At 70.6% G+C, this 12,304-nt stretch carries 11 protein-coding genes and 2 pseudogenes; 6 read left to right on the top strand and 7 right to left on the bottom strand.

The window, feature by feature from the left end:
* The first annotated feature begins 336 nt into the window (after window positions 1–336).
* Window positions 337–1,818 carry a glycoside hydrolase family 32 protein gene (locus OHT57_RS15950; protein ID WP_443053615.1) on the top strand — a complete coding sequence of 494 codons (1,482 nt, stop codon included), beginning with the start codon at window positions 337–339 and terminating at the stop codon, window positions 1,816–1,818.
* A gap of 185 nt (window positions 1,819–2,003) precedes the next feature.
* On the opposite strand, the pseudogene OHT57_RS15945 reads toward OHT57_RS15950, so the two are convergent.
* A pseudogene (locus OHT57_RS15945) lies at window positions 2,004–2,102 on the bottom strand (AraC family transcriptional regulator); the annotation flags it as partial.
* A gap of 97 nt (window positions 2,103–2,199) precedes the next feature.
* Here OHT57_RS15945 and OHT57_RS15940 point away from each other — a divergent pair.
* The 3 genes from OHT57_RS15940 (at window position 2,200) to OHT57_RS15930 (ending at window position 4,437) form a co-directional block, all read left to right on the top strand.
* The gene (locus tag OHT57_RS15940; protein ID WP_328747075.1) at window positions 2,200–2,604 is read left to right on the top strand and encodes a hypothetical protein; all 405 of its coding nucleotides are present in this window, start codon (window positions 2,200–2,202) and stop codon (window positions 2,602–2,604) included.
* A 5-nt stretch (window positions 2,605–2,609) separates the two neighbouring features.
* Window positions 2,610–3,473, top strand: a complete 864-nt coding sequence (locus OHT57_RS15935; RefSeq protein ID WP_328747074.1) for a hypothetical protein — start codon at window positions 2,610–2,612, stop codon at window positions 3,471–3,473.
* A gap of 106 nt (window positions 3,474–3,579) precedes the next feature.
* Window positions 3,580–4,437 carry a hypothetical protein gene (locus OHT57_RS15930; RefSeq protein ID WP_328747073.1) on the top strand — a complete coding sequence of 286 codons (858 nt, stop codon included), beginning with the start codon at window positions 3,580–3,582 and terminating at the stop codon, window positions 4,435–4,437.
* Window positions 4,438–4,513: 76 nt separating this feature from the next.
* On the opposite strand, the gene OHT57_RS15925 is transcribed toward OHT57_RS15930, so the two are convergent.
* On the bottom strand, window positions 4,514–7,471 hold the full coding sequence (locus tag OHT57_RS15925) for a helix-turn-helix transcriptional regulator (RefSeq protein ID WP_328747072.1): 2,958 nt from the start codon (window positions 7,469–7,471) through the stop codon (window positions 4,514–4,516).
* Window positions 7,472–7,850: 379 nt separating this feature from the next.
* On the opposite strand from OHT57_RS15925, the gene OHT57_RS15920 reads away from it, so the two are divergent.
* Entirely contained in the window at window positions 7,851–8,243 is a 393-nt protein-coding gene (locus tag OHT57_RS15920) for a nuclear transport factor 2 family protein (RefSeq protein WP_328747071.1), read from the top strand.
* 287 nt (window positions 8,244–8,530) lie between these two features.
* Window positions 8,531–9,322, top strand: coding sequence for a COG4705 family protein (locus OHT57_RS15915; RefSeq protein WP_328747070.1), 792 nt, complete (start codon window positions 8,531–8,533; stop codon window positions 9,320–9,322).
* A gap of 35 nt (window positions 9,323–9,357) precedes the next feature.
* Here the strand turns inward: OHT57_RS15915 and OHT57_RS15910 are convergent.
* The 5 genes and pseudogenes from OHT57_RS15910 to OHT57_RS15890 all read right to left on the bottom strand — a co-directional run.
* Window positions 9,358–9,787, bottom strand: a pseudogene (locus tag OHT57_RS15910) (sensor histidine kinase); the annotation flags it as partial.
* A 124-nt stretch (window positions 9,788–9,911) separates the two neighbouring features.
* The gene (locus tag OHT57_RS15905; RefSeq protein ID WP_328753214.1) at window positions 9,912–10,574 is read right to left on the bottom strand and encodes a response regulator transcription factor; all 663 of its coding nucleotides are present in this window, start codon (window positions 10,572–10,574) and stop codon (window positions 9,912–9,914) included.
* Window positions 10,528–11,373 carry a phosphatase PAP2 family protein gene (locus tag OHT57_RS15900; protein ID WP_328747069.1) on the bottom strand — a complete coding sequence of 282 codons (846 nt, stop codon included), beginning with the start codon at window positions 11,371–11,373 and terminating at the stop codon, window positions 10,528–10,530. The genes OHT57_RS15905 and OHT57_RS15900 overlap by 47 nt, the downstream gene beginning before the upstream one ends.
* Window positions 11,370–11,978, bottom strand: coding sequence for a phosphatase PAP2 family protein (locus tag OHT57_RS15895; protein ID WP_328747068.1), 609 nt, complete (start codon window positions 11,976–11,978; stop codon window positions 11,370–11,372). Before OHT57_RS15895 ends, OHT57_RS15900 begins: the two co-directional genes overlap by 4 nt.
* A complete protein-coding gene (locus tag OHT57_RS15890) occupies window positions 11,975–12,208 on the bottom strand; it encodes a hypothetical protein (RefSeq protein ID WP_328747067.1) in 234 nt (77 codons plus the stop codon). The genes OHT57_RS15895 and OHT57_RS15890 overlap by 4 nt, the downstream gene beginning before the upstream one ends.
* Window positions 12,209–12,304: the final 96 nt, after the last annotated feature.

Here is a 12,304-nt window from a genome sequence, read left to right as displayed (position 1 = left end):
GGGGAGCCTAACTCGTGTTAGCCGAGGTTGATTCCACGATGATGAGAACCCCGCTACGGCTCTGTCAAGGGATGTGTTCGGATGGGAAGTTACGTGAACGGACTGTGCGCGATGGCTTGACCTTTAACGAGTTAGGTCTACGGTTCCGGTCAGAATGAGCCGCGTCCCGACGACGATGTCGGGGAAGGGAGCCGCACGATGCGTGGCATGAAGAGGAGTTCGCCAGGTCGTCCGTCGGGCCTGCCGGGCCTGCCGGACCCAAGGGGGATTCTGTCCAGGCGGTCGGTGCTGACGGCCTCGGCCGCCGGCGCCGCCGGCACTCTGCTGCCGGGCCTCATGGGACCCGCGGTGGCGGTGCCCGACGAGGCGACGGCCGCGTGCACGGGCAGCTACCGCGCCGAGTACCACTTCACGGTCCCCGACCAGTGGATGAACGACCCGCAGCGCCCGGTCTGGATCAACGGCGAGTACCGCTACTACTACCTCTACAACCCCGACTACTCGACGGGCGGCACGACGGCCGGCACCGCCTGGCGCCTGGCCACCAGCACCGACCTCGTCTCCTTCACCGACCGGGGCATCGCCGTGCCGAAGGACACGACGTCCAACGGCGATGTCTGGTCCGGCTCGGCGGTGGTCGACACGGACGACACGGCGGGCTTCGGCGCGGGCGCGGTGATCGTCATCGCCACCATGGCTCCCGACGAGGTCACCCAGGCCCAGTACCTGTACTACTCGACGGACAACGGCCGCACCTTCACGAATCACGGCACCGCCCCGGTCCTCGCCAACCCCGGTGTACGGGACTTCCGTGACCCCAAGGTGATCCGCGACGAGGAGCGCGGGCGGTGGGTGATGGCGCTCGCCGAGAACGACAAAGTGGGCTTCTACCACTCCACCGACCTCAAGGCGTGGACGTACGTCGGCGGCTTCATCAAGGGCGGCATCGGCGTCCTGGAGTGCCCCGACCTGTTCCGCATCAGGGCGGCGAACGGGACCTGGAAGTGGGTCCTGGGCGTCAGCGCCAACGCCAAGGGCTCCGGGCTGCCGAGCACGTTCGCGTACTGGACGGGTGCCTTCGACGGTACGACCTTCACCGCCGACGCGTCCGATCCCCAGTGGCTGGACCACGGCTGGGACTGGTACGCGGCGGTCACCTTCGAAAGACGTGACGCGAACGGGGTCCTCGACCCGGCCGCACGGTACGCGATCGGCTGGCTGAACCACTGGGACTACGCGACCACCACGCCCACGATGGCCTGCGACGGCTTCAACGGCACCGACTCGATCGTCCGCGAAGTACGGCTGCAGCAGGCGTCGTCGGGTACCTACTACCTGGCGTCCCAGCCGGTGGCGGCCCTGGACAACCACGTGTCGCGCACGGTGAACCTCGGCGACATCACGGTCGACGGCACGCGACTGCTCGGCTACACGGGTACCGCGTACGAGCTGACCTGTGACATCACCTGGGCCCAACTGTCCGGTGCCGGGCTCCAGTTGCGACGGTCGTCGGACGGTGGGCGGCACATTGACGCGGGGGTCTACGGCAACTACGCCTTCGTCAACCGCGGTTACACCATCAGCCCCGACACCTCCGGCCGCTGGCAGGAGAGCCGCACGCCCTTCGACCTGTCCGCCGGCACGGTCCGCCTGCGGATCCTCGTCGACCGGACATCCGTCGAGATGTTCGTCGGCGACGGCCGGTACGTGCACTCGACCGAGGCCTTCCCCGACCCGTCCGACACCGCACTGGCGCTGTTCACGATCGACGGGCAGGCGGTGTTCCGGAACGTGGTGATCCGGGAGTTCACGGTCTGATCCGCCGAGAGGCCGCCGACGACCGGCGCGCCAGGGTTCTCCCTCCCGGGACAGGCCGCGCATCGGTACTGCGGAAGGGCACGAAAACGCCTCCGCGGGACGGTCGACATGACGACGTGCTTCGGACGGCTTCGTCAGCGCCGGATGCCCGGGGTGGCCTGGGCATCCGGCGATGCGACGCGTTACTGCATGGCTCCGTACTCATGGACCCGGTCGACCAGGGCGAGGAGTTCGGCACCCTGGGCGACGACGGCGAGCACCGTGCCGGACAGGGAGGGCGCCGGCAGGACGCCCTGAGCCTCCGTCACGTGTGCGCATACGTACCTTTAATACGTACTCCTACCGACGTCTCCCCGCCGTCCGTGGCGTTTTCTTGCGCTCATGACAACACCGAGCGTGAAAGCGCAGATGCCGGGGAACGTCAAGCTGGCGATCGTGGGTGTATGGGTCCAGGCCGTGTTGAACCTGGCGGCGGGATTCCTGGTGCTGGCCGTGGTGAACGACGCGGTGGACCACGGCCGGGACGAAGGGGCCGGGCTCCTCCGGTTCCTGGCCGTGGTGACGCTGGCGATCGCCGGGGCGCTTCTGCTGTGCGGCGTCTTCGCGCGCACGCGGTCGCACGGCATACGTGTCACGGTCATCGTCATCGAGACACTGAGCCTGCTGAGCTGCGTGGTGGGCCTGTTCCAGGGGGGCGGCGTCTCGGTTCTCCTGGGAATCGTCCTGCCCCTCGTCGTGCTGAGGGGCATCGGTTCCGCCGAGGCCAGGCGCTGGTTCGGCGGGTGAGGCACATGCCGAGGCGCATATCCGGGTCGAAGAACTCCGTCGTGCCCGTCGTCGCGGCCGTCGCCGTGACCGTCCTGCTCACCGGGGGGTGTTCGAGCGCCCACGGCACGGCCCTTCCCGGGGATCCGTCCGAGAGCGCGACAGAGTGGTCCGAGTCGCCGAGCCCCTTGCCGACCCCGTCCCCTTCACCGCCGTATCCGACCGGGGCGTCGGGCTGTCACGACAACACGGGGTGGTCGGCCGAGCAGACCAAGGACTGGGTCCGGCTCCTCATGGACACACCCAAGGAGAACTACCAGGGCGACGAGGTGACGTTGCTCAGCGTGCCGGGGTACGGCCCGCTCTGCCGGAAGATCACTGTGCAGGTCGAGTTCTGGAAACTGGTCTACGGAGTCGCGACCGTCACCGACAACGACCGGCTCTCGGACGGGAGGCGAGCCGACTACTACTTCGACATCCGCCATGTGAAGCGCGTCGAACTCCGCGTGGACGGCAGCGTCGACCGGACGGTCCTCCCGCCCGCGTCCTTCGACGCCAAGGACCGCAGCCCCTGCGAGGGCGCCCTCCTCTCGATCACCGTGGGCAAGCCGCTGAAGAGCAAGGAACTGCCCAAGGAGGTCGATGTCGGCGGCCGCGAGGACTCCTGGGGCCGCGCCACGGTGGACTTCCGGTCGGAGCGGGTCGCCGACCACGAACTGTCCGAGCCCTCGGCACCGCAGGTGTGCAGCCCGGAGGGCAAGCCCACCGCCGACCCGGCCGACGTACCCGCACCGGGCTCCCAGCCGACGGACCTCTACCCGACGGACCTCTTGCCGACGCCCGACTACAGCTTCGACATCGACGACGTCCTCCGCTCTCCCTCGCCCTGAGCCCGTCCGCGGGGTCCGGGCGGGCACCGAACGTTTCACCACATCAACAGGCCCTGCCACAAGGACACTTCGGCAGGGCCGGCCGACATCTTCCTGGGGACATCACATGCGTACACACACGGCGACCGCCGTCCTTTCCGGCGCGGTCGTGCTCTCGGCGCTCGTTCTTCCGGGTGCCGCCCAGGCGGCGGAGCACCCTGGAGCGGCGACGGGTCTGAGAGCCTTCGCCGCTCAGAGCGTCCAGCCGAAGGACGCGGTGGGCGGCACCACCTTCAAGGACGGGCTGCTCAACAACGGCAAGGACGTCGTTCTCGGCGTCACCGGCAAGAAGTCCGTTCCCGTCATGTTCACCGCCTTCGACGAGGAGGGCCTGGCCCTCACCCAGGCGTTCCTGTGGCAGGGCACCGACAGTTCGAGCACGGACACCATCACCGGCGCCCTGGGGACGGACGACGACCCAGTCTGCAATGAGACGACGGTCGAGGGCGGCTACAGCTACAGCTGCAAGGCGGTCTTCACCATCGACCCCGCGGTCGACTTCAAGGACGGCAACGGCACCGCGGGGCCCTGGAAACTCTTCCTGGGCGCCTTCGACCTCTACCTGAACATCAGTATCGACGACGACGTCGTCAGGAGCAGCATCAAGCGTGCCGCCACACTGACCGCCAACGCCTCCCCGGAGCCGGTGAAGAAGGGGAAGACCATCACGGTCACCGGCAAGCTGAGCCGCGCCAACTGGACCACGGGCAAGTACGCGGGATACGCGACCCAGCCGGTGAAGTTGCAGTTCCGCAAGAAGGGCACCAGCACCTACACCACCCTCAAGACGGTCAACACCAGCAGCACCGGCACCCTGAAGGCCACCACCAAGGCAGTCTCCGACGGCTACTACCGCTTCGTCTTCGCCGGCACCGGCACGACCGGCACCGCGACGGCGCCGGGCGACTTCGTCGACGTCAGGTAGGCGGCTCCCCGGCCGCGACCGCGGTGACCGGTCCGCGCAGGCTCACCGATCACCGCCGAGGGCACCCGGAGCAGGCTCAGTCCTGCTCGGCGCGGGTGTCCCCGAAACGGCTCCCGGTGCGGCGGCGGGCCATCAGCGTGGCAAGGGCGGTACGCGAGGAGACCCCGGTCTTGCGGAAGGCGCGGGAGACGTGGGTCTCGACGGTACGCCGGCTGACGTAGAGCCGGTCCGCGATGGCCTGGCTGGTCAGTCCCTGCGCCACCAGCTCGGCTATCTCCAGCTCCCGGGCTGTCAGGGCGGCCAGCCGCTCGGCGAGTTCGGCGCGGTCCGGTGAGTCGTACGGCGCCTCGGGGCCGCCACCGGGCGGCCGGGTGGCATCGGCGAGGCCGACCAGCATGCCGCTGCCGCCCGCCTCGGCGAGTCGGCGCCCTCGGAGCCAGGCGCGCGCACCGCTGCGGACCCGGCCGGCCGCCGCTTCCAGAGGGGCGCCGAGCAGCAGGGAGTGGGCCTCCCAGAAGACCGCGCCGCAACGGGCGCTCTCCGCCGCGGCTTCCGCGAAGAGGTCCGCCGCCGCTGCCATGTCCCCCTGAGCCAGCGGCAGATGGGCGCCGCTGCGCAGCGCGGACGACCGGAGCATCGGCAGCCCCAGCTGTTCCGCCTCCTTCCGCGCCCGCTCGGCCCAGCCGCGGGCCTCCTCGGGCCTGCCCGTCACCAGGGCGGACGTGACCAGGATCTCCAGGTAGAGCGGCCGCAACGAGGGCTGGATCCGCTGCAGTTCGGGGCCGCCCGCCTGGAGCATCGCGTCCCGCGCGCGGACCGGGTCTCCGGCCATGAGCGCGGCCCAGCCGAAGATGCACCAGGCCGTGGAGGCCCACCAGCCGACCCCGGGACCGGCCGCGGCCACCGCTTCCTCGGCGACGGCGAGAGGTCGCGGATCGCCCGGCGGGCAGGCGGCGACGAGAGCCGCGGCCTTGCTCGCCAGTACGAACGCGAGCAACTGGCCGCTGCCGATCCCGCGGGCGATGTCCTCGGCCCGGTCGGCGAGTTCCAGCGCCGAGGAGATCCGGCAGGTCTGGACCCGTACATGGGACAGGCACAGCAGCAGATGGGGCACGACATAGAGCTGACCGCTGCGGCGGGCGATGTCGAGGCCGCGCTCCGCGTGCCGCTCCGCGTCCGGGTAGTGCTCCAGGAAGGCCTCCGCCCAGCCGAGCCGGGCCAGTGGTTCGCACAGCGCGGTGAGGTCGTTGTCGGGCAGGGAGTCGACCAGGGCGGCGGCCTGGCGGGCCAGTCCGTGCGCGGCGGTCATGTTGCCCTCGTACGCCTCTCCCAGGGCGGCGACGGCCAGGACGCCCGCCTCCCCGACCTCGTCCCCCATGGACCGGGCCGCCGCGAGCGCCGCCTCGACGGCGGGGCGCACCTCGGTGTAGGAGGTGCCGCTGTCCTGGGGCGCGGCCGAGCCGAGCTCCAGGCCGAGCCGGACGACGTCGGCCGGTGCGGGGCCGCGGGCCAGCTCGCGGCGCAGCAGCGCGACGGCCTCGGTGCAGCGACCCAGGTGGCGCTCCACCAGCGCGCACAGGACGACCGCGCGCACTCGGAGACTCCGGTCCTCGGCGCCGGCCTGGACGTCGGCCGGCCGCCGCGGGGTGGCGATCAGCTCCTGGAGCAGGTCGCGACTCTCGCGCAGACCACCGCAGGCGGCCAGGGCGTGGGCCCGTCTCAGGACCAACTCACGTCGCCGGGCGGCGTGTTCGGGAGTGTGCGGAAGGTGGCGCAGGGCCACATCGAGCCAGTGGGCGCAGCTCGCCGGGGCCGTTCGGGCGGTCCTTGCGGCGGCCTCGTCGAGCACGGCCACCGCCGCCGGGTCCCAAGCGGTCAGCGACCGTTCCACGTGGTGGGCGCGCTCGGCGGCGGAGGCACCGGCGCGGGCCAGTTCCCGTGCGGCGAGCCGATGGATCTCGACGCGCCGCAGGAAGGGCGTGCTCTCGTGGACGAGGGTCCGCACGACCGGATGCCGCAGGGTCAGCAGGCCCTGCGGGGCGGAGCGCAGCAGGTCGCGCCGGGTCAGAGCGTGGACGTCGTCGGTGAACGCGGTGCCGGAGCGGTCGGTCACCCGGCTCACCATCGCGGGCGTGGCGTGTTCGCCCAGTATCGCCACGGCCTCGATGATGCCGACCCGGGAGGGGGCGAGCGCGGTGAGTTCGTCCAGCAGCAGGGTGCCGAGCCCGGGCGGCGCCGAGGACTCGGGCGTCGTACCCGCGCGGTGGGCCTGGAGGAGGGTCAGGAAGTAGAACGGGTTGCCCTCGCTCGCCGCGTACAGCGCGGTGGTCTCGGCGGGTTGCAGGCCGGGGCCGGCCAGTTCGGCGCAGTCGCGTGCGCTCAGCGGTCTCAGGCCGAGTCGGACGACCGTGCCGGTGTCGAGTCCTCGGGTGAGCCTCGCGGCGAGGGACTCGGGACTCTGGCGGTCGCGGCGGGTCACGGCCAGGACGACGGGGGCGTGCACGGGATGGCGTACGAGATGGTCCAGCAGTTCCAGTGACGCCGGGTCCGCCCAGTGCAGGTCGTCGAGGGCCAGCAGCAGTCCGGACGGGCCGGCGAGCCGGGCGAGCAGGGCGGCGGCGGACCGGTGCAGTCCGAAACGGTCGACCGCGCCGCTCCGCTGAAGGAGGGGCGCGATCGCGTCGGTCTCCTGGAAGCCGTCCAGGGCGTGCGGTTCGAGGTGGGCGAGCGCGTCGGTGAACACCTGGAACGGCACCTGCCGCTCGTACTCCGTGGCTCTGCCGCGCAGAACCGTCATTCCCCGTCGGCGCGCCCGGGCGCAGACCTCGCCGAGCAGTCGGCTCTTGCCGATGCCGGCCTCACCGGTGATGTCGACGAGCCGGGAACGGCCGCCACCGAACTCCTCGCCCCTCGCCGTGCCGTGCGCGTCGCCTGCCGCGCGGTCGAGCAATTCGTCCAACCGTGACAGTTCGACGGAGCGGCCCAGTAAGGGAGCCCCGTATCCGCCGTCCCCAACTACCGGCTCCGCCCCCACAGTTGCCCCCTGTCTTTACAATCCCCTCACACATCATTCTCTCCTGGTGATCGTCGTAACCGCTCTGTCGGCGAACCCGAACGGACAGATCTCACACACCTGTTACGCGCCGGCCCCGAGGCTTCAAGGGCGGCCGGCCGGTTCCATGACGGGCTTCCTCTCTGCTGCAGGCCGCCTGCGCCCGGGCCGGCCTCGTTCCTGTGCTCTGCGCGGGTGAGGCGACCGGATGCCAAGCCTGCATCACGTGGAACAATATTCTCTGGAAGTTGATTCCATGGAAGATAAATGGTTGGCTGGGTGGGCGGCTCACCCGAGGCCGCGCTTGCCTGCTCCAGCAGGCAGGCCCTGTCGGTCCGTACGAACCCGAGGAGCACGCGACATGACCAGCTCGAACATCGACATCGCCCGCACCTACTTCCAGGCCGTCCAGACCGGAGACATGGCCGCTCTCGGTGAACTCCTCGACGTCGACATCGTCTGGCACCAGCCCGGCGCGAACCGGTTCTCCGGCGAGCACAAGGGGCAGGGCGCCGTCTTCCAGATGCTCGGCGGGATGATGGAGGCCAGCCGCGGCACCTTCGCCATCGACAAGATCCACACCCTCATGGGCAACGGCGACCTGGTCACCGCCACCATCCACTTCACCGGCAGCCGCGACGACGCGTCGATGAGCATGGACGGCGTCGACCTCCTGCGCATCGAGAACGGCAGGATCGCCGAGATGTGGCTCTTCTCCGCCGACCCGGCCGCCGAGGACACCTTCTGGGGCTAGGGCGCGAAAGTCCCGTCTGCCCGGCGGGGTTCCGCTCCGCGTCCAGGGCGTGCCCGGCCGCCCGCAGTGTGTTGAGGGCCGCGGTCACCTCGCGTACTGACTCGGGAATCACCGACCGTTTGACCATGGCTTGTACACCGGGCGCCTGTCGTTGACCAACTGATCGGCCACGACGTTCAGGTTGTGTTCAGGCTCGGACGGGTCCGGGGCAACTCGTGTACCAGGGGCGTCAAAACTCTGGCAAAAGGGGCTGGGGCAACCGTCGGGCGTCATGCCATCGTGCCGCCATGACAACAGATCACCTCACGCACAACCAACCCCTGCGCCACGTACGTCACGCGGCGAGCAAGGTGCCGGAGGTGACCGTCTACTTCTGGATCATCAAAGTGCTGACCACGGGGATGGGCGAGACGGCATCGGACTGGCTCGCCCACCTCCTCGGCCCGATCCCGGCGGTCGGCCTCGGCGGCATCGCCCTGTCGGTCGCCCTGGCGATCCAGTTCACCGCGCGCCGGTATGTGGCCTGGATCTACTGGACGGCGATCGTCATGGTCAGCGTGTTCGGCACGATGGCCGCCGACGTGCTGCATGTCGGCCTCGGTGTGCCGTACACCCTGTCGACACCGTTCTTCATGGCCGTGCTGGCCGCAGTCTTCGCCCTCTGGTACCGCAGCGAACGCACCCTGTCCATCCACAGCATCCACACCCGGCGCCGCGAGGTCTTCTACTGGGCCGCCGTGCTGGCGACCTTCGCGCTGGGCACCGCCGCGGGGGATCTCACCGCCACGATCGGCCTCGGATACCTGGGCTCCGCAGTCCTGTTCACCGCCGCGATCGCGGTTCCGGCCGTCGCCCACCGCTGGGGCAGTCTGAACGCGGTCGCCGCGTTCTGGGCCGCCTACGTCATCACCCGCCCGCTCGGTGCCTCCGTCGCCGACTGGATGGCCGTCGGACGTCAGCGGGGCGGACTCGATCTGGGCCTGGGGCCGGTCACGTTGTCCTGGACCGTGGCCATTCTCGGCTTCGTCGGCTATCTGGCCGTCTCCCGCAAGGACATCCGACGTGACGTGACGCCGTGACGTGACGCCGTGATGCGCACCGAGCGGGGCGGCTGTCACCCGGCCGGGAGACTGACCACGAACCGTGCCCCTGGTGTGTGTCCGGGGTCGTACGTCACCTCGCCGTCGGCGGAGCGGGCGAGGCGTCTCGCCGGCGGCGGCCCGAGGCCCGCTCCGGGATGTCCGTCGCCGGGATCGGCCCGTCGGCCCGGTTCGAAGAGCCGGGCGGCGAACGGGGGCGGTACGCCGGGGCCGTCGTCGGTGATGTCGATGCGCACGCCGTCGGGTGTGCGGCAGACGCGAACGGTGATGCCGGAGCGGGCGTAGCGGCAGGCGTTGGCGAGGAGCGGGCTGACGATGCGTTCGAGGAGGCCGGGTGGCACTCCGACTTCCAGATGCGGATCGTCGGTGGTCAACGTCAAACGGCCGCGCGACCAGGAGTCGGGCGAGGCGTCGCGACGTGGGCAGGACCTCCGCGGTGCCCGGCCACTGCGTTGAAGGCGATGGTGAGGACCAGCATCAACAGGGTGGCCGTGGTGAGGGCCACGAGGGAGAGCCGGCCGCGCAGTGTGCGGGGTGCCGGCCGGTCGTGATGGGTGGCGGATACCGCTCATGACAGGCGGTGGCCGATCCCACGGGCCGTGCCGATCGTCCGGTCGCTGCCGGCCGCGCGGAGCTTGCGGCGCAGTCGGGTCAGGTACTGGTCGAGGGTGTTGTCGTGGACCTGGGCGCCCTCGGGCCAGCCCGCCCGGACCAGTTCGCGGCGGCTCACGATGCCGCCGGAGGCCGCCATGAGCGCGGCGAGCAGGCGGAACTCGGTCGGTGTGAGGTCGACCCGGACACCCCGCACGGTGACCATGTGTCGGACGGCGTCCAGTGCCAGGTCTCCCGCTGGGGTGGCGGGCGGCGGGGCGGCCCGTTTCAGGGCTGCTCGCAGGCGGGCGGCGAGTTCGGTGAGGTGGAAGGGTTTGGTCAGGTAGTCGTCGCCTCCGGCCGAGAACCCGGACAGCCGGTCGGTCAGCCTGTGATGGGCGGTCAGGAAGATGACGGGGGACAGGAATCCGTTGGCGCGCATCGCCTGGCACACGTCCCGCCCGTCGGCGTCGGGCAGGCCGATGTCGAGCACGGCGGCACAGACGTCGGTGGTGGCCAGCCGCAGGGCGGTGGCGCCGTCCGGCGCGGGCACGGTGTCGAAGTCCTCCTCGCGCAGTCCCCGCATCAGGACGTCACGCAGGGCGTGATCGTCCTCGATGACGAGAATCCTCTGGCGCACCATGCTTCCCCTGTTCTCGTGCCGGATCCGTCCGCCTGTCGGTGGTGCCCGTCGCTTTTGTTGTTCCGAGCGATGTGTCCGGATCCGTCCGCCTGTCGGTGGTGCCCGTCGCCTCTGTTGTTCCGGGCGATGTGTCCGGGTCGGAGGTGCGGGGCGTCCATCGCTCCGGCAGTCGGCGGGCCACGGCGTACATGCACACTCCCAGCCAGCCGAGGGCGAACAGCCAGCCGCCGACGACGTCGGTGAACCAGTGCACCCCGAGGTAGACGCGGGTCAGCCCCACCGAAGCGCCCCAGCCGCCGATGATCAGGATCAGCGGGATCCTGCCGCGCGGCCCCCGCACACAGACAGCGATGATCAGCAGCCCCGCGGTGACGGCCGCGGTGGTGGAGTGACCGGACGGGAAGGCCCATCCCGAGGCATGTGTGTCCCAGTCCGCGCGGGGTGGCCGTGGTCGGGTGACCGACGCCATCACCGCGTACCGCAGTGCCTGGCCCGCCCCGAGGCAGGTCATGCAGAGTACGGCTGCCAGCGTGCGTTGCCTGAGGGTGCGCCCGATGACGACTCCGGCCAGAGCGGCCAGCGCGAACGGGATGACGCCGGTTCCGGTGGCGGTCAGTCCGCGGGCGAACGCCACTGCCACCTCGGGCCGGTGGCCGACGGACCACGACAGCAGGTCGCCGTCCGCGAACAGCGGTATGCCGTCGTGTCCCACCACACCCATGGTCAGTACGCCGAGCGCCGTCCACGCGCCGAGACCGCAGCTGCCGGCCAGTTCGGTGATGTCGCCGCGCTTCATGACCCCACCGCCAGCAGTGGACGCAGGCGGGTGGCCGCGAGCCGCAGGGCGACGGCCTCCGCGCACCTGCGCAGGGCGGACCTGGTGAGCAGCACGGTGAGCGCGCCCACCACGCACCCTGCCAGCACGTCGTGCGGGTAGTGCGCGCCGACCCAGACCCGAGAGACCGCCATCGCGGCGGCGGCCACCACAGCCACCACCCCGAGCCGGCGGGAGACGAACAGCAGGGCGACGGCTGCCGCGGCGGCGATGGCCGCGTGGTTGCTGGGGAAGGACCAGTCGCCGGGCGCCGGACACGCCTCCAGCGTGGTAACCCGCAGGCTCTGGCAGGGCCGGTCCTCACGCACCAGCACCTTCAGCACGCTGTCCACCCCAAAGGCCAGGACCACGACGAACGGTACGGCGAGCGCCGTCACCGAGGCGGTGGCGCCCACACGCCGGGAGTGCCACCAGCCGATGGTCATGAGCACCGCGAAGAAGGCGAGTCCGTACGTCGACCACGCCGACACCGCGTCGTCCAGCCAAGCGGGGGAGTGCCGGGCGAGACCCACCACGTCGGTGTAGGCCGTGCCGTCGATCGAGGAGCCGTCAAGGGCGAGGATCATCGGCGTGCCTCCATCGGCTGTGCGGCCCGGCGTGAGCGGTGCGCCTCGGAGGCGACCGGAATCAGCGACCGGGCCACCGCTGGAGCGCTACGGGCGAAGAAGCCGATCAGCAGCCCCGCCCCGGCGGACAGCACCACACCCACACCCGGTGCACCGACGGCCGGCAGCAGCGACGGGACATCCAGCGCATTCACAACGAGCTGCGACGATAGGTGCGTGGCTGTGGTCATCGTCGGGAGCCCCTTCGTCGTTCTTCCGGACTGTCGGACGCGGCGAAACGGTCACACGGCGGCATCCAACAACCGACTACAGTTCTGTAGACGGTC

Origin of the sequence: Streptomyces sp. NBC_00285 (genome assembly GCF_036174265.1) — a bacterium.
Taxonomy (GTDB): domain Bacteria; phylum Actinomycetota; class Actinomycetes; order Streptomycetales; family Streptomycetaceae; genus Streptomyces.
Note: the sequence above shows the minus strand (reverse complement) of the source record. Positions and strands in the feature narration are given on the sequence as shown.